Origin of the sequence: Ensifer sp. Root423 (assembly GCF_001426275.1) — a bacterium.
GTDB classification, from domain to species: domain Bacteria; phylum Pseudomonadota; class Alphaproteobacteria; order Rhizobiales; family Rhizobiaceae; genus Ensifer; species Ensifer adhaerens.
Genome location: NZ_LMEG01000045.1, coordinates 73259 through 92776 on the forward strand (window position 1 = coordinate 73259; position 19518 = coordinate 92776).

The window sequence follows — 19518 nt, forward strand, 5'->3', positions numbered from 1 at the left end:
TGGCACCCATCGCGAACGCAGCCGCCAACCGGCTGCCGGTGGCGACGCTCTTGTTTTCTATTACGCCCCAGCCGGCGGAATGTGCAACTGGCCGATTTCGACGGCGTCTTCCGCGACATCGACGAGCTGGGCCTCAACCGCCAGCAGATAGCCAGCAAGCGCAACCATCGAAGGCGCCGCGTCGCCGCCATCAGGATGGAAGTTGCGCCTGAGCGCTGCCGCCAGGGCCTCGACGTCCCTTGCTTCCAGCGCCGCCGCATAGGATTCGAGTCGACCGTAATACATGCCGGCCAACTTCTTCATCTTCTTCGGCACGCCGGCATCGCCGACGCCGAGCTCGCGGATCGAGTGATCCACATCCTCGAAGAAGGCATCGATGATCTCCTGGGCGATTTCCTGGCCAGGCCTTGCCGACGCACGTGTGCGGCGGAAATAGAGGATCAGCGTCGCCGACAGCATCTCGAACCGGCCCATGACCGTGTCCGGAACATCGAGGTCGGTGTAAAGGTAGGGCTGGCGTGCCGCCGCCGTCAGCAATGCATATTGCCGCTCGACAATCGCGGTGTTGCCACTTTTTCTTTTAAACAGTCCAAAAATCATCACAAAGCTCGGGCTTGGCTTTCTCGAAATGCGCGCAAGCGCCCATGACGTTGTTGCATGACAGCCGAAGCTGGTTTACCGAAGCAGGCACGAATTGCAATGGCGGATCTGCCATCGTTTCTCCAAGGGGAGCTGTCGTTGACGAAGCGGTATTTGAGAAAAAATTTTAAGACCCTCGGCCGCGTGGCGGTCGTAGCCACCATCGCCGGTTTTACCCTTTCCGCCTGCCAGTCCGCCAATGTCGGTGAAGTTCTCCATCAGGGCTATGTGGTTGATCAGGAAACGCTAAACCTCGTTCCGGTCGGTTCCAGCCGCGAGCAGGTGCTGCTCTCGCTCGGCACGCCGTCGACGACCGCGACCTTCGACAACGAAGTGTTCTACTACATCTCGCAGACGCGCAAGCGCCCTGTTGCCTTCATGAAGCCCAAGCTGATCGACCAGTCGATCCTGGCCGTCTATTTCGACAAGGAAGGCACCGTCAGCCAGCTGGCTCACTATACGCTGAAGGACGGCAAGGTCTTCGACATGCTGACACGCACGACGCCGACAGGTGGCAAGGAAACGAGCTTCCTCGGCCAGCTGCTGACGGGCCCCGGCGCCGGTCAGGCCGCGGCGCGCAGCCTGTTCAAGGACTTCGGCAACTAAGCCTCCCCATTCCAAACAAAAGGCCCGCGGAACGATGTTCCGCGGGCCTTTTGTTTGCGCATCGATGCGATCAGGCGAGGACGGCCAGAAGCAAGAGCGCCACGATGTTGGTGATCTTGATCGCCGGGTTCACAGCCGGCCCGGCCGTGTCCTTATAGGGGTCGCCGACGGTGTCGCCGGTTACCGACGCCTTGTGGGCGTCGGAGCCCTTCAGATGGCGTTCGCCGTTCTTGTCGACAAACCCGTCCTCGAAGCTCTTCTTGGCGTTGTCCCAGGCACCGCCGCCCGAGGTCATCGAGATCGCCACGAAGAGGCCGTTGACGATGACACCGAGCAGAGAGGCACCGAGAGCCGCGAAAGCCGAAGCCTTCGAGCCCGAGAGCAGCAGCACGCCGAAATAGACGACAATCGGCGCCAGCACCGGGAGCAGCGAAGGAATGACCATTTCGCGGATCGCCGCTTTTGTCAGAAGGTCGACGGCGCGGCCATAGTCCGGCCGTTCGGTCCCCTGCATGATGCCGGGCTTCTCGCGGAACTGGCGGCGAACCTCCTCGACGATCGACCCGGCCGCACGGCCGACCGCAGTCATCGCGATACCGCCGAAGAGGTAGGGAATGAGACCGCCGAAGATCAGCCCCGCGACCACGTAAGGGTTGGAGAGATCGAAGGAGATCTGCCCGACATCGGCGAAGTACGGATACTTGTCGCCGTTGGCGGCAAAGTAGCTGAGGTCGTTCGAGTAGGCGGCGAAGAGCACCAGCGCACCGAGACCGGCCGAGCCGATCGCGTAGCCCTTGGTGACGGCCTTGGTGGTGTTGCCGACAGCGTCGAGCGCGTCGGTGGATTTACGCACTTCCGGCGGCAGATGCGACATTTCCGCGATGCCGCCGGCATTGTCGGTGACCGGACCGAAGGCGTCGAGCGCCACGATCATGCCGGCAAGGCCAAGCATGGCGGTGACGGCGATGCCAGTGCCGAAGAGGCCGGCAAGCTGGTAGGTCGCGATGATGCCGCCGACGATGACGATCGCCGGCAAAGCCGTCGATTCCAGCGAGACGGCCAGGCCCTGGATCACGTTGGTGCCGTGACCGGTCACCGACGCCTGGGCGATCGAGTTGACCGGCCGCTTGTTGGTGCCGGTATAGTATTCCGTGATCACCACGATCAGGGCCGTTACGATCAGGCCGAGAATACCGCAGAGGAACAGATTCCAGCCGGTGATCTCCTTGCCGGCGACGGTGCCGATCGTGCCCCAGCCGATGGTGAAGGACGTGGCGGCGCCGAGACCGAGGATCGACAGGACACCGGTCACGATCAGGCCCCTGTAGAGCGCACCCATGATCGAGTTGTTGGACCCGAGCTTCACGAAGAAGGTGCCGATGATCGAGGTGATGATGCAAGCCGCGCAGATGGCGAGCGGATAGACCATGACGGTCGCAAGCACAGGCGTGCCGGCAAAGAAGATCGCCGCCAGAACCATGGTCGCCACGACCGAGACCGCATAGGTCTCGAACAGGTCGGCTGCCATGCCGGCGCAATCGCCGACATTGTCGCCGACGTTGTCGGCGATGGTTGCCGGGTTGCGCGGATCATCCTCGGGAATGCCGGCTTCGACCTTGCCGACGAGGTCGCCGCCGACGTCGGCACCCTTGGTAAAGATGCCACCGCCGAGACGGGCGAAGATCGAAATCAGCGATGCGCCGAAGCCGAGCGACACCAGTGCGTCGATGACTTCGCGCGAGGCGGGCTCATGACCCAGGCCGGCCGTGAGGACGACGTAGTAGACCGAGACGCCAAGGAGCGCGAGGCCGGCCACAAGAAGGCCGGTGATCGCGCCGGATTTGAATGCGATATCGAGGCCGGAGGCGAGGCTCACGGACGCCGCCTGGGCAGTGCGGACGTTTGCCCGGACCGAAACATGCATGCCGATGAAACCCGCGGCACCCGAAAGGATCGCACCGATCAGAAAGCCGAAAGCGGCGGCGGGAGAAAGAAGAACCCAAGCGGCGATGAATACGACGACGCCGACAATGGCAATGGTCTTGTATTGACGCGTGAGATAGGCCTGCGCCCCTTCACGAATGTAGCCTGCGATTTCTTGCATGCGGGCGTTCCCCTGGTCGGCGGCAAGCACCGACTGTGTTGCCCAGATGGCATAAGCCACCGCGAGCAACCCGCATGCGATAACGCCCAATAAAATGGTCATTTCGCATTACCCTCCGTTACAACCCGCGGACTCACTCCCGGCCGCAGGCCCCTCAAAACCGCGAATCACGCACCACCTCCTCAAGCAGCACCCCTCACGGCGCGGCCAGAGTGCGGTTGCAACAGGAGATCGTCAAGCCCCGAGAAACGCCACTGGCGGCGCCTCGTTCGCTTTAGATTTCAGGGGAATGGAGCGTTAGGCGGCGGCCTTGCGCGGCGCCCGCTTCAGAAGCAGCAGGAGGATAAGGCAGACGATCGTTACCGGCCATACGACCGCGTTCAGCATGTCCCAGCCATAGGCCGTGAGCACCTTGCCCGAGGCAAACGACGACAGTGCCACCGTGGTGAACAGGATGATGTCGTGGAAGGCCTGAACCTTGTCGGCCTCCTGTGGGCGATAGCTGCTGGCAACGATCGCCGTCGAGCCGATGAAGCCGAAATTCCAGCCAAGGCCGAGCAATACGAGCGCGCCCCAGAAGTTCCAGAGCTCGATACCCATATGCGCGACCGCGGCGCAGGCCATCAGCAGAAGGAGGCCGCAGCCGACGATGCGCTCGGCGCCAAAGCGGCTGATGAGCATGCCGGTGACGAAGCTTGGCGCGAACATCGCCAGCACGTGCCACTGGATGCCGAGCGTGGCGAGTTCGGTCGAGAAGCCGCAGCCGATCACCATGGCGACCGGCGCCCCGGTCATCATGAAGGTCATCAGCGCGTAGCTGGAAATGCCGCAGATCATGCCGGTGGCGAAGCGTTGGCTGCGGACAATCTCGCCGAGGGGACGGACAGACTGATCGTGGTGGGCACTCACCATTGCGCCCGGCTCGGGCAGCCGCAGCGGCGCGAAAAACAGGGCTGCAACCAGGCAAATCGGCATCAGGACGACGAAAGCCCCGGCAAAGGAAACCGGCGCGAACAGGTCGCCAGCAAAAATGACGATCTGCGGACCGAGAACGGCCGAAACGATGCCGCCGCCAAGGATCAGCGAGATTGCCTTGGGCTTGTAGAACGACGGCGAGGCGTCGGCGGCGGCGAACCGCAGCTTCTGCGTAAAGCCGTTCGACGAGCCGAGCATCGCAAGGGCGAAGGCGAAAAGCCAGAAATTCTCGCGGAAGAGCGCGACGGCGGCGAGTGCTGCCCCGGCGGCCGCTATTGCGGTCCCGCTCATGAAGGCGAAGCGGCGGCCGATCAGGCGCGACAACACCGCTACCAGCACGACGCCGAGCGCCATGCCGACGTTAAAGGCGGTGAGCGGCGCGGTGGCCAGCGACTTGTCCTCCGCCAGCATCTGGTAGCCGGCGACACCGCCGACCGAAAAGCAGATGGGCCCGACGACGCCAAGAACGGCCTGTGCGGCTGTCAGGAGGTAAACGTTGCGGCGTGTTTCGCGAAGGGTGTTCCCCATGTCCTCAGCAGCAGCCGCAACCATCGACCTTACTTCCTCGGTTCGCCGCGGACCTGCTTGGCAATGCGGTCGAGAACGGCATTGACCAGCTTGGGCTCATCATCCGAGAAGAAAGCCTTGGCGATCTCGACATACTCCGTGACGATCACCGGAACCGGCACGTCCTTGCGCTCGAGCATCTCGAATGTACCCGCGCGCAAGATGGCACGCACGGTGGAATCGAGGCGCGACAGAGCCCAGTCGTCCTGGAGGGCCGAGCCGATCAGCGGATCAAGCTTGCGCTGGTCGCGCACGACACCGGCGACAATCGACCGGAACCAGGAGGCGTCCGCCTTCAGGTAGGTGTCGCCGTCGACATCCTGTCCGAGGCGATGCGCTTCGTATTCAGCAACCACTTCCAGGACACCGGTGCCGCCGATGTCCATCTGATAGAGCGCCTGCACCGCAGCGAGGCGTGCTGCACCGCGCTGGTTGACCTGCTTCAGCGGTTGATCCGAGGGGGTTTTCGTCACTTTTCCGTGCCCAATTTCTTCTTAAGTTCAATCATGGTCAGTGCCGCACGCGCAGCAAAGCCACCCTTGTCGCCTTCCGACCGGCGGGCGCGCGCCCAGGCCTGATCGTCGTTCTCCACCGTCAAGATACCATTGCCGATCGCAAGGCTCTCGCTGACGGCGAGGTCCATGATCGCGCGCGAAGACTCGTTCGCGACGATGTCAAAATGGTAGGTTTCGCCGCGAATGACCATGCCAAGGGCCACGAAACCATCATATTCGGTGCCGCCCTCGTCGGCGCCGTCGAGTGCCATGGCAATCGCCGGCGGGATTTCGAGCGCACCCGGAACCGTCACGATATCATAGGTGGCCCCGGCTGCGTCCAGCGCATGCTTGGCGCCGTCGAGCAATGCATCGGCCATATCGTCATAGAAACGCGCTTCCACAATCAGGATGTGGGCTGCCGTGGTCTCTGCCATGGATCACCTGTCTTTGAGAGTTCCGCGCCGGATGCGACCGGCTGAGGCGGCGGTAAAACCACGCCCGGCGCCGAATGGCAAGCAAATTCCGCCGCAGACGGCCTTTTGCCGCGTTTACAGGGCCGCAACATGCGGCCGTTGCCGCTGCAAAATGCCAATGCCGTGGGTCTTGCGCGGCCGCGTTGCTGGTTCCAAGTTCGAAGCCGTCGATATCAAGCTGGATTTTTCGTATGCCCGAAATCGGTTCGACCAACATCGTCCTGCCCATGAAACCTCTTGGCGTCGTCTTCGACATGGACGGATTGCTCTTCGACACCGAAGCGCTCTACCGCGACGCGATGATCCAGACAGCGGCAGCGCTCGGTCACAACATGCCTGTCTCCCTTTATCTCGATACGATCGGGCTTTCGGCCGAGGCGACGCGCATGTTGCTTCGCGGTCGCTTCGGCGATGCCTTCGACCTCGCTCAGTTCTGGGAGCGTGCCTCGGCGCAATTTGCGACAATGGCGACGACCGAGCTGCGGCTGAAGCCTGGCGTCGTCAATCTCCTCGACCTGCTTGACGGCATGGGCCTGCCGTCTGCGATTGCCACCTCGTCACAACATCACGACGTCCAGCGCAATCTCGACCGGCACGGATTGCGCGACCGCTTCCCGACGGTCGTTGCCTTTGGCGACTACGATCATGGCAAGCCGCACCCGGCCCCGTTCCTGACGGCTGCAAGTCGGCTCGGTATCGCGCCGCAGTATTGCCTCGCTCTCGAAGACAGCCACAACGGCGTGCGTTCGGCTTCGTCTGCCGGCATGATGACGGTCATGGTGCCCGATCTCCTGCCACCGACCGAAGAAATGAAAACCCTTTGCGTTGGGATCGCTAGGTGTCTTCACGAGGTCACCACGGCGCTGAACGGCAGACGAACGTGAGCGCGCAGCTCGGCGTTAAACCAACGCGCGATAGCGCCCAGATGCTTTCGCCAATGGATTGCAACACTAGGATGTATTCCTGTAACCATCGTCGCTAATTTTAGCGATCGCAGGTTGACGACGGGACGAACGCGCGACACGGATAGAACGTATTAGCGTTGCCGCGACAACGGTACGCGAGGGAGGAACATGTGACCGATACGAAAAAGCCGATCGTTAATCCCAAAAACCTAGAACTCGACCACTGGACGCAAGGCACCTTTTTCGAATCCCGCGACGCCGCCTTCGGCGCGCTACTCGGCCTCAAGGATCTGGGCATCGGCTACGGTGAAGTACCGCCGGGCAAGTCCGGCTGCCCGTTCCACAATCATCACGTCGAAGAAGAACTTTTCATCATCATCGAAGGCGAAGGCACGTATCGCTTCGGCAGCGAGCGATATCCGGTCGGCCCCGGCGACATTCTGGGCGCCCCTGCGGGTGGACCGGAAACGGCCCACCACCTGATCAACACCGGCTCGGTGCCGCTCAAGTACCTTTCCATCTCGACCAAGGCGGCCACGGAAATCTGCGAGTATCCGGACTCCGGCAAATTCCTTGCCAGGACGCGTGGTTCCGATGGCCAAAGACGCTTCCTTTTCACCGGCCGTCCGGAAAGCGATGTCGACTACTGGGACGGCGAGCCCGGCGCCTGATTTCATCACAGCTTAGGATCGAATATGCATAGCGTTCCCATTATCGAGACCGACCGCCTCATCCTGCGCCCCTACCGCCGTGACGATTTCCCCGCCTATTCCGCGCTGTTCGGCGATGCCGAGGTGATCCGCTATGTCGGCGGGGTGCCGTTTACGCGCGAACAGTCCTGGACGCGGTTCCTGCGCCAAGTCGGCATGTGGCACTATTTCGGCTTCGGCTTCTTTGCCATCCAGGACCGGGAGACCGGGGGTTTTCTCGGCGAGGCCGGCTTCCACGACGTGCACCGCGCCATCACGCCTTCGCTCGAAGGGACGATGGAAACCGGATGGGCATTGTCACCGAAGGCGCACGGCAAGGGGCTGGCGACGGAAGCCGTCAGTGCGGCGCTCAAGTGGGCCGACCACCAGTTTCCGAAGCTGCGCAAGACCTGCATCATCGACGTCGGAAACCGCGCCTCGATCCGGGTCGCGGAGAAGCACGGCTTCAAGGAATTCTGGCGGACGACCTATCACGGCAACCACGTGATCATGTTCGAGCGCCACCAGAAGGCAGCAGCTGCGACAGGCGACCGAAGGGCTCGCGCGCACGCCGAAACATGAACAATTTTTAATTGTTTTCCTGATGCCAGCGCCATGGAAAGGGCCACATTCCGGCCCAGTTTCCTAGTCGTTGGCACGACGCGCCCTCCCCAAGAAGGGAGCAAACGCCGACCAATCAGTCGAAACAGTCCAGCGCCTTTGCTTGCGGGTGACAACGCCCGCAAACGAACCCTGCTGGCCGCCGCAATGGGCGATCCTCACCGGCCCGGAAACCCGCAAGGTTCCGCGTTCCCGTAACGGGTCGGCTTGCGCCTTGTTGCCGGTAAACAAAGGAGCATGACCATGAACCGCATAGCCAAGCTTTCCGTCATCGCTGCTCTCTCCGCCCTTTCCTTCGGCGGCGTCTCCTATGCTGCGAGCGCAGCCATGAACTGGCCGGCCGAAATCGACCACACCGTTCGCGATTTCAAGGGCGATCATTTCAACGTCGTCGACGTGGATACGCTGAAGGAATCGAGCCAGACGCGCATGTGGATCAACGAAGCGACGCCGCAACAGATTTCGTCCCTGCACGCGGCCGTCGAAGGCAACAAGCCGCTTGCAGCCAAGCTCAAGGCGCAGAATGTCGAGATGAACAACATTGCCGGCGCCGAACAGGCAGCCGATGGCAGCCTGACCCTCTACGTGCGTTGAGTGTCAACACCTCCCGAAACCAGAACCGCCCCCGATTGGGGGCGGTTTGCATTCGGCAAAAGAGGAAGTCGGCTTACTCCGGCTTTGGTGCCGGGAATTCGGCGAGGCGCGCCGCATAACGCGCCATGGTGTCCACCTCGAAGTTGACGAAATCGCCGGCCTTGCGCTCACCCCAGGTCGTGACCTCCAGCGAATGGCGGATCAGGAGCACGTCGAACTCGGCGCCGGCGACCTTGTTGACCGTCAGCGACGTGCCGTCGAGCGCGACCGATCCCTTCGGCGCGACGAATTTCGCCAGATGCTCAGGCGCGCGCAGACGAAAGCGCACAGCGTCGCCTTCCGCTTCCACCGACAGAATTTCCGCCTTGTCGTCGACATGGCCGGAAACCAGGTGGCCGCCGAGCTCGTCGCCGATCTTCAGCGAGCGCTCGAGATTGATGCGCGTTCCCTTGGTCCAGCCGGCGATCGTCGTCAGGCGGAGCGCCTCTTCCCAGGCCTCGACCTCGAACCAGCCCTCGTTGCTGCCGGCTTCAGGCAAAGCCGTCACCGTCAGGCAGACGCCGGAATGGGCGATCGAGGCACCCATGTCGATGGTCTTCGGGTCGTAGCTCGTGGCGACACGCAGCTTGATGCCTTCTTTCAGCGGGGTGACGGCGTCGACGGTGCCGATATCGGTAACAATGCCTGTGAACATCAGTTTTCTCTTTCGTATTCCTCGAACAGATCGCCGCCATACCGTGCCTCGGCGACGCGCCGGAAGCCTGCCGGCACGGACTTACGGTCAAATGGGGATGCAATGCCGTTTTCGCCAATGGTCCCCGGTCCGGTGTAGAGCTGGATACGGTCGACCAGATCAGCATCGAGAAAGGCGCGTGCAGCCACAGCACCGCCTTCGACCATCAGCGAGGAGATACCGCGGGAAGCGAGTGCCGCAAGAAGGTCGGCGATCGAGCCGGCTTCGAGCACCTCGACACCGGCGGCCTCCAGGGCCGCCTTGCGTGCTGCTCGGCCGCCATCAACGTCCGCATCCGCATCGCCGGATCCGTCGCTGGAGACCACGATGACGGGGACCTCCCGCGCCGTTAACACCAGTTTGGAGGAAAGCGGCAGGTCGAGCCGGCGGTCGAGAACGATGCGCAACGGCGAACAATGTTCGAGCCCCGGCAAGCGCACGGTCAGTTCCGGATCGTCAGCCGCAGCCGTGCCGATCCCGACCAGAATCGCGTCGGTCTCCGCGCGCAGCATCTGTACCTGCCCGCGCGAAATCGGACCGGTGATGCGCACTTGCCCCTCACCCTTGCGGCCGATCATGCCATCGGCCGAAACCGCAAGCTTGAGAATCACATAGGGTCTCTTGCTGACCTGGCGCATGAGGTAGGCTTCAAGCGCGTGATGCCCTTCCTCGGGGAGAACACCGATATCGACGGTGATGCCAGCATCGCGCAGGCGCACGACGCCACGCCCGGCAACCCGCACGTCCGGATCGAGGATCGAAATCACCACGCGGGATATGCCGGAGGCGACAAGCGCATCGGCGCAAGGCGGCGTCTTGCCGTGATGGGAGCAAGGCTCCAGCGTCACATAGGCCGTAGCACCCCTTGCCTTCGCACCGGCCTCCGTCAGTGCCTGGGTTTCGGCATGCGGGCGGCCGCTCCGCGCGGTTACGGCCCGGCCGACGATAACGCCGTCCTTGACGATCAGGCAGGCGACGGAGGGATTGGTGGATGTCTGTCCGAGATGGTGGCGAGCCAGCCTCAGCGCCGCGGCCATGAACCTCTCGTCTTCACGGTTGGGCGCTGTCATGGCTCTATCCAGCGTAATCTACTCGCCGGGATCGCGCGCGATCTTGGCGCTGATCTCGGTGATGACCTTCTCAAAATCCTCCGCATGGGAGAAATCGCGATAGACCGAAGCGTAGCGCACGAAGGCCACGTCATCGAGGCTCTTCAGCGCTTCGAGCACCTGCAGGCCGATTTCTTCCGAAGGGATCTCGGTCTCGCCGGAGCTTTCAAGGCGACGGACGATACCGGAAACCGCCCGCTCGATGCGGTCGCGATCGACCGGACGCTTGCGCAGCGCAATCTCGAAGGACCGCAGAAGCTTGTCCCGGTCGAAAGGAACCTTCCGACCGGTTTTCTTGATGATCATCAGTTCACGCAACTGCACCCGTTCGAAGGTCGTGAAACGACCTCCGCAATCCGGACAAATCCGGCGGCGGCGAATGGCATTCCCGTCCTCTGCCGGACGGGAATCCTTCACCTGACTGTCTTCAGAACCGCAATAGGGGCAGCGCATGGGCGACCGATCACATGTAGCCGTACATCGGGAAGCGATCGGTCAGCTTGATGACCTTGTCGCGAACGCCGGCTTCGACGGCGGCATTGCCCTCGTCGGAGTTGGCGACCTTCAGGCCGTCAAGAACCTCGACGATCCGCTCGCCGATTTCCTTGAACTCGGCTTCCTTGAAGCCACGGGTCGTGCCGGCCGGCGTGCCGAGACGGACACCCGAGGTGACGAAGGGCTTTTCAGGATCGAAAGGAATGCCGTTCTTGTTGCAGGTGATGAAGGCACGGCCAAGGGCGGCTTCCGCGCGCTTGCCGGTTGCGTTCTTCTTGCGCAGGTCGACGAGCATCAGGTGGTTGTCCGTGCCGCCCGATACGATGTCGAGGCCGTTGGCCTTTAGCGTTTCGGCGAGCGTGCGGGCGTTCTTGACGACTTGAGCCGCATAGTCCTTGAACGACGGCTGCAGCGCTTCGCCGAGTGCCACGGCCTTGGCGGCGATGACGTGCATCAGCGGACCGCCCTGGAGACCCGGGAAGACGGCCGAGTTGATCTTCTTGGCGATATCTTCGTCGTTGGTCAGAATCATGCCGCCGCGCGGGCCGCGGAGCGACTTGTGCGTCGTCGTCGTTGCAACGTGGCAATGCGGGAACGGCGACGGATGCTGGCCACCGGCAACGAGACCGGCGATGTGCGCCATGTCGACCATCAGCCAGGCGCCGACTTCGTCTGCGATCTCGCGGAAGCGCTTCCAGTCCCAGATGCGCGAGTAAGCGGTGCCGCCGGCGATGATCAGCTTCGGCTTGTGCTTGCGCGCCTGCTCGGCGACGTTGTCCATGTCGAGCAGGTGATCGTCTTCACGCACGCCGTAAGAGACGACGTTGAACCACTTGCCGGACATGTTGACCGGCGAACCGTGCGTCAGGTGGCCGCCCGAGTTGAGGTCGAGGCCCATGAAGGTGTCACCCGGCTGCAGGAGCGCCAGGAACACGGCCTGGTTCATCTGCGAACCGGAGTTCGGCTGAACGTTGGCGAAGTTGACGCCGAAGAGCTTCTTGGCGCGCTCGATCGCCAATTCCTCGGCGATGTCGACGAACTGGCAGCCGCCGTAGTAGCGCTTGCCCGGGTAGCCCTCGGCATATTTGTTGGTCATGATCGAGCCCTGGGCTTCGAGCACGGCGCGGGAAACGATGTTCTCGGAGGCGATCAGCTCGATCTCGTGGCGCTGGCGACCCAGCTCCTTTTCGATCGCACCGAAGATGTCCGGATCGCTGTCGGCCAGAGAGCGGGTGAAGAAGGCGTCATTCGTCTGTGCAGTCATCGGCGCGAGGCTCCTCTCAAGGGTGGCAGTTCTTTAGCTTCCTCGCACGGCGAGAGCAATATCCGCTGTGCGGTTTGCGTCATTTCCCCCATCTGCCGCGCCGAAATATCGCGGCGCTCAACCCATGAAAAAGCCGCGCTCCCAAGGGAAGCGCGGCTCGAAGAATTCCGTGTCGCAAATTCGCTTATTGCGGCAAGGCGTCCTGGTCGACCGAGCCGGGCGACTGCTCGACGCCATAGGGGGTCTGCAGCGCCAGTTCGGTGGCACCGTCGCGCTGATAGATATCGTCGCGGAACTGCACGACGCCGTCCTTGGCAGACCAGGCGGTGATGTAGGTGAAGAAAACAGGGACTTCCTCGGCGAGCGTGATCGGCGTGTTGACGCCGGTCTTGATGGTCGCCTCGATCTGCTGGCGCGACCAGCCGGGCGTTTCCTTCAGAAGCCAGGTCGAAAGGTCGCGCACGTTCTGTACGCGCACGCAGCCCGACGATTCGAAGCGCATCAGCTTGTTGAACAGGCCCTGCTGCGGCGTGTCGTGCATGTAGACCTGATGCTCGTTGTGGAAGTTGATCTTCGTCGACGACATCGCGTTGATCTTGCCCGGGTCCTGGCGGAACATCAGGTTCGGCGCTTTTTCGGCGTTCCAGTCGACCGTCTCCGGCGACACTTCGCCGCCGCTGCCATCAAACAGGCGGATCGAGTTGCGCGCCAGATAGGTCGGATCCTTACGCATCAGCGGCATGATATCCTTCTGGATGATCGAGCGCGGCGCGGTCCAGTAAGGGTTGAGGATGACCTCATAAATCTTCGAGTTGAGGATCGGCGACTGGCGGTCGATCTTGCCGACGATCGCCGTGTGGCGCAGCGCCACGCGGCCGTTCTCGACCGCTTCGATGTAGGCCGCAGGGATGTTGACCATCACGTAGCGGCGGCCGAGGTCGCCGGACATCGACTGCAGGCGCACGAGGTTGGTCTGGAGCTGGCCGAGGCGGGTGTTGGCGTCGACGTTGATCGCCTTCAGCGTGTATTCGCCGATGACGCCGTCCGCCGGCAGGCCGTGGCGGGCCTGGAAGCGCTTGACCGCGCCTTCGACGTAGCTGTCGAAGGACGAGGAGATGCCGGCCGAACGCGGCAGGTCGCCGGAAACCATCAGGCGCTGGCGGAGCTGCTGCACGGACGGATCGGTGACGCCGAGTTCAAGCTTGACGCTGGTCTGGACCGACGGCCAGCCGCCCTGCGACACGATGTTCTGATAGTCGAAGCTCGCCTGCTGCACATGGGCGATCGTTTCCGGGCCGAAAACCGGCGTGTTCGAAACGACCGTCGTCGCGGTGCGCGATGCCCCTTTCGCGTCAAACTGGTCGTCCCAGGAGCCACGGCGAGGCGAATTGATGATCTCGTTCAGAGCGTCCTGTGCGCTTGCCGCGCCGGCGACTGCCACGGCGCCGAAGGTCGCTGCCGAGCGCAAGAAGGCGCGGCGCGAAAATGCATCAATTCCATTCTTTTTCGACATAATCCTACCATCCCAATGCGTCGGCACGCGCCCTATGCGCTGACACGCACGTTGCCGGAGCCCTAACACGATCGTGGTTAACAAAGGTCAACCAACGAGCCACCCTGCCCTCACATGTCTTCACGATGCCGCGAGTGAGGACCCTCATCCGGCAGGCGAAACGCGAAACGAATCCACACGCAAGAAAACACGTGGGCGCACCTACCGCATGTCGTCGTCGCTGTCATAGCAATATGGCCAATTCGTGTCTGGGCGCGAGCGAACGGCGACATGGCATGCCTTTTGCTTTTCGCCGGACGCGACTGGGTTGCAGCCGAACCGGAAACGGCAACATTTTGATTTACTAATGTTTTTGGTTTGAAAAATCACGCGAACGCGAGGAAAGCGTGCCGCAGCGGTGCAGCTTTTTGGCAACAGAACGGGGTGCCGCAAATGGCAAAGGTCGGACACGCAGGGATTGCGCCCGACCCTTGAACTGGAGGTTTTGGCCTGATTACAGGCGATACATGATCGAGTCGTTCCAGAAGCGATCGAGGCGCTGCAGGAGCTTATTCATCTGGGTGAACTCGTCCGAGCCGATACCGCCGACCTTCTGGATCGAGCCGACGTGGCGCTCGTAGAGCTTGGCAACGGTTTCGGCGATTTCCTGGCCGTCTTCCGTCAGGCTGATGCGGACCGAGCGGCGGTCGACGCGGGAGCGCTGGTGGTTGATCAGGCCGAGATCGACGAGCTTCTTGACGTTGTAGGAGACGTTCGAGCCGAGGTAGTAGCCGCGGGAGCGAAGTTCGCCGGCGGTCAGTTCCGAGTTGCCGATGTTGAAGAGCAACAGGGCCTGAACGGCGTTGACGTCGCTGCGACCTTCGCGGTCGAACTCGTCCTTGATGACGTCGAGCAGGCGGCGGTGCAGACGCTCGACGAGGTGAAGGGATTCCATATAGAGACCGCGGATGGTTTCTTCCTGGGGGTCTCGGGGCTGAACTGCCTGCGGCTTCATCTTGGTGTTCATTTGACTGCCTCACTGTTTTGTTTGGCGGTGTCTGTTTGTCTTCCCGCCTTGAGTGAGACCCTATCGAATACGTCTAAAATTCTACTTAAACCGCAGCCTTAACAAGAGCTTGCCATTTGGCGACCCTGTCTCAGGGTGAATCAACCCTTACCTGCCTGGCGAGCCGCCAGCGCTGGTAGAAGATCGCCGCGCGGAAAAGAACGAAGGTAACGGCAACCGCCGCATGCAGCACGACCAGCAGCGGACGGCCGCCGAAACTGGCCGGATAGAACTCGTACATCACGATCTCGATGGCTGCCGCAACCACCCAGACGACCGGCCCCCAGGAGACCAGCAGCCACAGGCCGAGGGCGGCGACCGGATAGATGACGGCAAGTGCGGTTGCGGCCGCCCGCCACTCCGGCGTCAGGAGATCGAAGCGTCCGGCGCCGCCATGGGAAAAGCCGATCAGCATGGCCCAGTAGTTCAGCGCGAACCAGATGCATGAGGCGGAGACCAGACGCAGAAAGAGACCGAAGAGGATCTCGGTCAGCGACGGTTTCGGCACATGGGCAGAATCATGAAGCATGGCCGGCAAGATAGGGCGGGTCTTTGCCATCCGCCAGCGGCATCGCGCCGTCCCCTCCCCCACGGCTCCTCTTAAAGAGAAGAAATGCCGCAGCCGGTTCGCCGGCCGCGCGGTTCCCAATGGCGGCCAGCCCATGATAAAGCGCTTGGCTATCGACGATTTTCACGGGAAAGGCGCGGCGCGATGAACGACAGGACAAATCTTGTGGACAGGGTCACCGGCCATCGCCGCATGCGCCGCAACCGCAAGGCCGACTGGACGCGCCGGCTGGTGCAGGAAAACCGCCTGACCGTCGACGACCTGATCTGGCCGATCTTCATCGTGCCGGGCGAGAACATCATCCAGCCGATCGACGCGATGCCGGGCGTCAACCGCATGAGCATCGACAAGGCCGTGGAAGCGGTAAAGGAAGCGGCCGGTCTCGGCATCCCGGCGATCGCCACCTTCCCCAACATCGACCTGTCGCTGCGCGACGATACCGGCTCCAACAGTCTTGCGGCCGACAACCTGATCAACCAGGCGACGCGCGCCTTCAAGAAAGCCGTGCCTGAGATCGGCATCATCACCGACGTCGCGCTCGACCCCTTCACCAGCCACGGCCATGACGGCATCCTGCGCAATGGCGAGATCGTCAACGACGAGACGGTCGAGACGATCGCAAGGGCGGCCGTCGCCCAGGCGGACGCCGGCTCCGATATCATCGCCCCCTCCGACATGATGGACGGACGCATCGGCGCCATCCGCCAGGCGCTCGACGCTCACGGCCACCAGAATGTCGGCATCATGTCCTATGCGACGAAGTTCGCCTCCGGCTTCTACGGTCCCTATCGCGAGGCGATCGGCACCGGCGGCCTTTTGAAGGGCGACAAGAAGACCTATTACATCGACCCGGCCAACGGCACCGAAGCGATCCGCGACGCAGCCCTCGACGTCGAGGAAGGCGCCGACATGCTGATGGTGAAGCCAGGCCTTCCCTATCTCGACATCTGCTGGCGGATGAAGGAAGCCTTCGGCCTGCCGGTCTTTGCCTACCAGGTGTCCGGCGAGTATTCGCAGGTGAAGGCGGCGGCTGCCAACGGCTGGATCGATGGCGAGAAGGTGATGCTCGAAACGCTGCTCGCCTTCAAGCGCGCCGGCTGCGACGGCATCCTCAGCTACTTCGCGGTCGAAGTGGCCCGCATTCTCGCCAAAGGCCGCTGAAACGCACCGCTTGATCCCGGCTCCGATCCTTGTTTTGCAGGGAATGCCATCCCATATCCTTGCTGCAACCAAACGAGGCTTTTGACCGATGACCATGCACAACGAAGAACTGAGGCTGCCGAGCAATGACTGGCGCGCCTATCAGGGCGTGCTGTCGCGACGCGTCTTTGCCTTTCTGCTCGATTATGCGATCATCGCGCTCCTCTGGATCCCCGCGGCGGTCGTCGTCTTCTTCCTCGGCATCTTGACGCTCGGCCTCGGCTTCATGCTTTATCCGGCGCTCTTTGCGATCGTCGCCATGCTCTATTTCGGCCTGACGGTCGGTGGCCGCGAACAGGCCTCTCCCGGTATGCGCTTGATGGGCCTGGCGATTGCTCGAACTGATGGACGCCCGATGGACTTCCTGACGGCGATCGTCCACCTCGTCATCTTCTGGATCGCCAACGCGCTGCTGACGCCGCTGATCCTGCTGATCGGCCTTTTCACCGACCGCAGCCGCCTGCTGCACGACCTGCTGATCGGTACCGTCACGGTGCGCCGCGACATGTATTGAAACCGGCGCAGGCATAGAGCTGAAAGCGTAAGGCGGTGTTTTCCGCTTCACCGCCGCCACCTATTGTGGTCACCACTAAAATATCGGCCGGCGCAGGCGGAAGCGGCAAACGAGTGAGTTGACGTTTTCCATTCTTGCGCCATGCTACTGTCATGAACCACAGCGCGAAGAGTGACCTCCGCACTCGATGAACACACAGACCGCACCGTCTCCGCAATTTTATCTGACTGCGCCGGCAGCCTGCCCTTATCTGCCGAACGAGATGGAGCGGAAGGTTTTCACCCACATGGTGGGCGAGCGCGCGCCCGAGCTCAATGATCTCCTGACGCAAGGCGGCTTCCGACGCTCGCAGAACATCGCCTATCGCCCGGCTTGCGAGACCTGCCGCGCCTGTATTTCGGTGCGCATCCTCGCCAACGAGTTCAAGCCCACCCGTTCCATGCGCCGGGTGCTTGCCGCCAATCACGACGTGATCTCGGCGGAATATCCGGCCGAGCCGTCGAGCGAGCAGTACAACCTCTTCCGCCGATACCTCGACCGACGCCACCAGAAGGGCGGCATGTCGGACATGTCGGTGCTCGACTATGCGATGATGGTCGAGGACACCCATGTGCACACCAAGATCATCGAATATCGCCTGAGGGTCGAAGGCGACGGCGTCAGCGAGAAGGCACGCGGGCCGCTGATCGCTGCGGCGCTCACCGACCGCATGGGCGACGGACTGTCGATGGTCTACTCCTTCTTCGACCCGACGCAGGAAGAGCGGTCGCTCGGCACCTTCATGATTCTCGATCACATTCGCCGCGCCCGGGAGCGCGGCCTTCCCCACGTCTATCTCGGCTACTGGGTGAAAGGCTCGCGCAAGATGGGGTATAAAACAAAGTTTTTGCCGCAAGAGCACCTCATGGCCCGTGGCTGGGAGCGCTATGAAGGCGGAGACACCACCCTGGAAGCCGCTCCTACGAAAACGGGTTAGAAATTGAGTTCATCTTCCGATGCCGCGATGCACCGGCGCGGCCTTGCCATCACCGGCCTCGGCGGCCTTGCCCTCTCCTTCGACATTCCGCTCATCCGATCCGCCGGCGGCGACGTCTGGTCGCTGCTCGCCGTGCGCAGCCTGTCGACTTTCGTGATCGCGCTCGGCGCCTGGTTCGTACTCAACCGGGTGCTCGGCCGGGAGATTTCGCTGCTGCCGGGCAAGACCGGCCTTTTGGTCGGCGTCTTCTACGGAATCAATTCCTGCACGTTCCTGCTCGCCGTCTTCAACACCTCGACGGCGAATGTGGTCTTCATCCTCGCCTTCACCTCGATGTTTGCCGCCATCCTCTCCTGGATCTTTCTGAAGGAGAGACCATCGAACGCGACGCTCGTGACCATGCTGGTCATGGTGCTCGGCGTCGGGCTGATCGTCCAGGACGGACTGGAAAGCGGTCACCTCTTCGGCGACGCCATGGCGGCATCCTCCGCCTTTCTGCTGGCAAGCGCGATTACGATCAGCCGTGCGAGCAAGCGCGACATGGCGCTGGTGCCGCTGGTGACGGCGATCTTCCCGGCGGCCGTCGCTCTCCTGATGCTGCCGGCAGGCGGCTTCACGATCGCCGCCCCCGGCTACATCCTCTTCAACGGCCTGGTGATGATCCCGCTCGCCTTCTTCTGCCTTGCGACCGGGCCGCGTTATCTCTCAGCCCCGGAAGTGGGCATGTTCTATCTGCTAGAGACTATTCTCGCGCCGATCTGGGTCTGGATGGTCTTCGCTGAAACGCCGACAACGCAGACGCTGATCGGCGGCTCGATTCTCGTCTTCGCGCTGATCGGCCATTCGCTTTGGCAGTTGCGCAGCCGCTCGCTGAGAGCGGCCGTTGCCTGCGCCGAGTAACGCTGTTCAAGACTTGTCGTCGCGCTGACCGCTGGGCCGCGGACGACGCTGCTTGTGGTCGACGCCCCGATCGCGCACCGGCAGCGGCTCCTGCGGCTGTCCCAGCGAAGCCGGGCGGACGCCGGGCATCTCTACGCGCATGACCCACAGTTCGCGGTTGGTGTTGATCCAGGTGGCCGCGACGCTCAACGGCGCCGGATTGCCGATCAAGGCGTCGCCGTCGCGCCGTTTGAGGCGGGTGACGAGGCCTGCAGCCTCCAGGAGCGCGATGTGCGTCTCCAGCTCTTCGCGGGTTACCGCGACGGCTACGGCAATATCGGCGACGCGCGCCTCACCGGCAAAAAGGATCTCGAACATCCGGCGGCGGACCGGGTGGGCAAGGGCCAGCAGGACGTCATCAAGGGCTGTGGCATTCGGCATCGCTGTCATCCCTGTTGGACGCGCAGTGATCCATTATAGCCTTCCGGCTTACAAGCGCCAGTTGCGCCTGCGTTTCATTTGGATTTCCAATGATTTAAGAGATTGCGCCAA

The 19518-nt window shown here is 62.4% G+C and carries 22 protein-coding genes and 1 pseudogene; 10 read left to right on the forward strand and 13 right to left on the reverse strand.

Annotated elements, in window-relative coordinates:
- Positions 1-60: 60 nt before the first annotated feature.
- On the reverse strand, positions 61-600 hold the full coding sequence (locus tag ASD01_RS28995; protein ID WP_034803730.1) for a ubiquinol-cytochrome C chaperone family protein: 540 nt from the start codon (positions 598-600) through the stop codon (positions 61-63).
- 138 nt (positions 601-738) lie between these two features.
- Between ASD01_RS28995 and ASD01_RS29000 the strand changes: the two genes are divergently transcribed.
- Positions 739-1245 carry an outer membrane protein assembly factor BamE gene (locus ASD01_RS29000; RefSeq protein ID WP_034804258.1) on the forward strand — a complete coding sequence of 169 codons (507 nt, stop codon included), beginning with the start codon at positions 739-741 and terminating at the stop codon, positions 1243-1245.
- Between the two features lie 70 nt (positions 1246-1315).
- On the opposite strand, the gene ASD01_RS29005 is transcribed toward ASD01_RS29000, so the two are convergent.
- From ASD01_RS29005 to ribH, 4 genes are all read right to left on the reverse strand, one after another.
- Positions 1316-3451 carry a sodium-translocating pyrophosphatase gene (locus ASD01_RS29005; RefSeq protein WP_034803733.1) on the reverse strand — a complete coding sequence of 712 codons (2136 nt, stop codon included), beginning with the start codon at positions 3449-3451 and terminating at the stop codon, positions 1316-1318.
- Positions 3452-3646: 195 nt separating this feature from the next.
- Positions 3647-4876 (reverse strand): MFS transporter, encoded by a 1230-nt coding sequence (locus tag ASD01_RS29010; RefSeq protein ID WP_060529814.1) that lies wholly within the window; start codon positions 4874-4876, stop codon positions 3647-3649.
- Positions 4877-4881: 5 nt separating this feature from the next.
- Positions 4882-5364, reverse strand: a complete 483-nt coding sequence (nusB, locus tag ASD01_RS29015) for a transcription antitermination factor NusB (RefSeq protein WP_034803740.1) — start codon at positions 5362-5364, stop codon at positions 4882-4884.
- Positions 5361-5822, reverse strand: coding sequence for a 6,7-dimethyl-8-ribityllumazine synthase (ribH, locus tag ASD01_RS29020; RefSeq protein WP_034803742.1), 462 nt, complete (start codon positions 5820-5822; stop codon positions 5361-5363). Before ribH ends, nusB begins: the two co-directional genes overlap by 4 nt.
- Positions 5823-6052: 230 nt before the next feature.
- On the opposite strand from ribH, the gene ASD01_RS29025 reads away from it, so the two are divergent.
- From ASD01_RS29025 to ASD01_RS29040, 4 genes are all read left to right on the forward strand, one after another.
- Positions 6053-6745: an HAD family hydrolase gene (locus ASD01_RS29025; protein WP_034803745.1), complete on the forward strand. Its 693-nt coding sequence runs from the start codon at positions 6053-6055 to the stop codon at positions 6743-6745.
- Positions 6746-6936: 191 nt separating this feature from the next.
- A complete protein-coding gene (locus ASD01_RS29030) occupies positions 6937-7437 on the forward strand; it encodes a cupin domain-containing protein (RefSeq protein ID WP_034803747.1) in 501 nt (166 codons plus the stop codon).
- Between the two features lie 24 nt (positions 7438-7461).
- Entirely contained in the window at positions 7462-8037 is a 576-nt protein-coding gene (locus ASD01_RS29035; protein ID WP_051659660.1) for a GNAT family N-acetyltransferase, read from the forward strand.
- Between the two features lie 282 nt (positions 8038-8319).
- Positions 8320-8670, forward strand: a complete 351-nt coding sequence (locus ASD01_RS29040) for a hypothetical protein (RefSeq protein ID WP_034803749.1) — start codon at positions 8320-8322, stop codon at positions 8668-8670.
- Positions 8671-8743: 73 nt separating this feature from the next.
- Here the strand turns inward: ASD01_RS29040 and ASD01_RS29045 are convergent, their stop codons facing one another.
- The 7 genes from ASD01_RS29045 to ASD01_RS29075 all read right to left on the reverse strand — a co-directional run bounded on the left by ASD01_RS29045 (position 8744) and on the right by ASD01_RS29075 (position 15358).
- A complete protein-coding gene (locus ASD01_RS29045) occupies positions 8744-9364 on the reverse strand; it encodes a riboflavin synthase (RefSeq protein ID WP_034803751.1) in 621 nt (206 codons plus the stop codon).
- Positions 9364-10473 (reverse strand): bifunctional diaminohydroxyphosphoribosylaminopyrimidine deaminase/5-amino-6-(5-phosphoribosylamino)uracil reductase RibD, encoded by a 1110-nt coding sequence (gene ribD / locus ASD01_RS29050; protein WP_034803754.1) that lies wholly within the window; start codon positions 10471-10473, stop codon positions 9364-9366. The genes ASD01_RS29045 and ribD overlap by 1 nt, the downstream gene beginning before the upstream one ends.
- A gap of 18 nt (positions 10474-10491) precedes the next feature.
- Positions 10492-10965, reverse strand: a complete 474-nt coding sequence (gene nrdR / locus ASD01_RS29055; RefSeq protein WP_034803756.1) for a transcriptional regulator NrdR — start codon at positions 10963-10965, stop codon at positions 10492-10494.
- Between the two features lie 10 nt (positions 10966-10975).
- The gene (glyA, locus tag ASD01_RS29060) at positions 10976-12271 is read right to left on the reverse strand and encodes a serine hydroxymethyltransferase (protein ID WP_034803759.1); all 1296 of its coding nucleotides are present in this window, start codon (positions 12269-12271) and stop codon (positions 10976-10978) included.
- Between the two features lie 184 nt (positions 12272-12455).
- Complete coding sequence (locus ASD01_RS29065) at positions 12456-13784, reverse strand: L,D-transpeptidase family protein (RefSeq protein WP_060644833.1); 1329 nt, start codon at positions 13782-13784, stop codon at positions 12456-12458.
- A 493-nt stretch (positions 13785-14277) separates the two neighbouring features.
- Entirely contained in the window at positions 14278-14790 is a 513-nt protein-coding gene (ldtR, locus tag ASD01_RS29070; protein WP_034803764.1) for a transcriptional regulator LdtR, read from the reverse strand.
- Between the two features lie 130 nt (positions 14791-14920).
- Positions 14921-15358: a DUF6163 family protein gene (locus ASD01_RS29075; RefSeq protein ID WP_034803767.1), complete on the reverse strand. Its 438-nt coding sequence runs from the start codon at positions 15356-15358 to the stop codon at positions 14921-14923.
- On the opposite strand from ASD01_RS29075, the gene ASD01_RS36070 reads away from it, so the two are divergent.
- The 5 genes from ASD01_RS36070 (at position 15357) to ASD01_RS29100 (ending at position 18987) form a co-directional block, all read left to right on the forward strand.
- Complete coding sequence (locus ASD01_RS36070) at positions 15357-15545, forward strand: hypothetical protein (RefSeq protein ID WP_034803770.1); 189 nt, start codon at positions 15357-15359, stop codon at positions 15543-15545. The two genes, ASD01_RS29075 and ASD01_RS36070, sit on opposite strands and share 2 nt — an antisense overlap.
- Complete coding sequence (hemB, locus tag ASD01_RS29085) at positions 15542-16558, forward strand: porphobilinogen synthase (protein WP_034803774.1); 1017 nt, start codon at positions 15542-15544, stop codon at positions 16556-16558. The genes ASD01_RS36070 and hemB overlap by 4 nt, the downstream gene beginning before the upstream one ends.
- An 88-nt stretch (positions 16559-16646) precedes the next feature.
- Complete coding sequence (locus tag ASD01_RS29090; RefSeq protein WP_034803777.1) at positions 16647-17111, forward strand: RDD family protein; 465 nt, start codon at positions 16647-16649, stop codon at positions 17109-17111.
- Positions 17112-17298: 187 nt separating this feature from the next.
- Positions 17299-18087, forward strand: coding sequence for an arginyltransferase (locus ASD01_RS29095; RefSeq protein ID WP_034803779.1), 789 nt, complete (start codon positions 17299-17301; stop codon positions 18085-18087).
- Between the two features lie 3 nt (positions 18088-18090).
- The gene (locus tag ASD01_RS29100) at positions 18091-18987 is read left to right on the forward strand and encodes a DMT family transporter (protein WP_034803781.1); all 897 of its coding nucleotides are present in this window, start codon (positions 18091-18093) and stop codon (positions 18985-18987) included.
- A 126-nt stretch (positions 18988-19113) separates the two neighbouring features.
- Here ASD01_RS29100 and ASD01_RS29105 read toward each other — a convergent pair.
- Positions 19114-19407 (reverse strand): annotated as a pseudogene (locus ASD01_RS29105) (transcriptional regulator); the annotation flags it as partial.
- Positions 19408-19518: the final 111 nt, after the last annotated feature.

Coding starts and splice junctions, on each gene's coding strand:
- ASD01_RS28995 (WP_034803730.1), bottom strand. CDS start 600: ATGATTTTTGGACTGTTTAAAAGAAAAAGTGGCAACACCGCGATTGTC.
- ASD01_RS29005 (WP_034803733.1), bottom strand. CDS start 3,451: ATGACCATTTTATTGGGCGTTATCGCATGCGGGTTGCTCGCGGTGGCT.
- ASD01_RS29010 (WP_060529814.1), bottom strand. CDS start 4,876: ATGGTTGCGGCTGCTGCTGAGGACATGGGGAACACCCTTCGCGAAACA.
- ribH (WP_034803742.1), bottom strand. CDS start 5,822: ATGGCAGAGACCACGGCAGCCCACATCCTGATTGTGGAAGCGCGTTTC.
- ASD01_RS29025 (WP_034803745.1), top strand. CDS start 6,053: ATGCCCGAAATCGGTTCGACCAACATCGTCCTGCCCATGAAACCTCTT.
- ASD01_RS29035 (WP_051659660.1), top strand. CDS start 7,462: ATGCATAGCGTTCCCATTATCGAGACCGACCGCCTCATCCTGCGCCCC.
- ASD01_RS29040 (WP_034803749.1), top strand. CDS start 8,320: ATGAACCGCATAGCCAAGCTTTCCGTCATCGCTGCTCTCTCCGCCCTT.
- ASD01_RS29045 (WP_034803751.1), bottom strand. CDS start 9,364: ATGTTCACAGGCATTGTTACCGATATCGGCACCGTCGACGCCGTCACC.
- ribD (WP_034803754.1), bottom strand. CDS start 10,473: ATGACAGCGCCCAACCGTGAAGACGAGAGGTTCATGGCCGCGGCGCTG.
- nrdR (WP_034803756.1), bottom strand. CDS start 10,965: ATGCGCTGCCCCTATTGCGGTTCTGAAGACAGTCAGGTGAAGGATTCC.
- glyA (WP_034803759.1), bottom strand. CDS start 12,271: ATGACTGCACAGACGAATGACGCCTTCTTCACCCGCTCTCTGGCCGAC.
- ASD01_RS29065 (WP_060644833.1), bottom strand. CDS start 13,784: ATGTCGAAAAAGAATGGAATTGATGCATTTTCGCGCCGCGCCTTCTTG.
- ldtR (WP_034803764.1), bottom strand. CDS start 14,790: ATGAACACCAAGATGAAGCCGCAGGCAGTTCAGCCCCGAGACCCCCAG.
- ASD01_RS36070 (WP_034803770.1), top strand. CDS start 15,357: ATGGCCGGCAAGATAGGGCGGGTCTTTGCCATCCGCCAGCGGCATCGC.
- ASD01_RS29075 (WP_034803767.1), bottom strand. CDS start 15,358: ATGCTTCATGATTCTGCCCATGTGCCGAAACCGTCGCTGACCGAGATC.
- hemB (WP_034803774.1), top strand. CDS start 15,542: ATGAACGACAGGACAAATCTTGTGGACAGGGTCACCGGCCATCGCCGC.
- ASD01_RS29090 (WP_034803777.1), top strand. CDS start 16,647: ATGACCATGCACAACGAAGAACTGAGGCTGCCGAGCAATGACTGGCGC.
- ASD01_RS29095 (WP_034803779.1), top strand. CDS start 17,299: ATGAACACACAGACCGCACCGTCTCCGCAATTTTATCTGACTGCGCCG.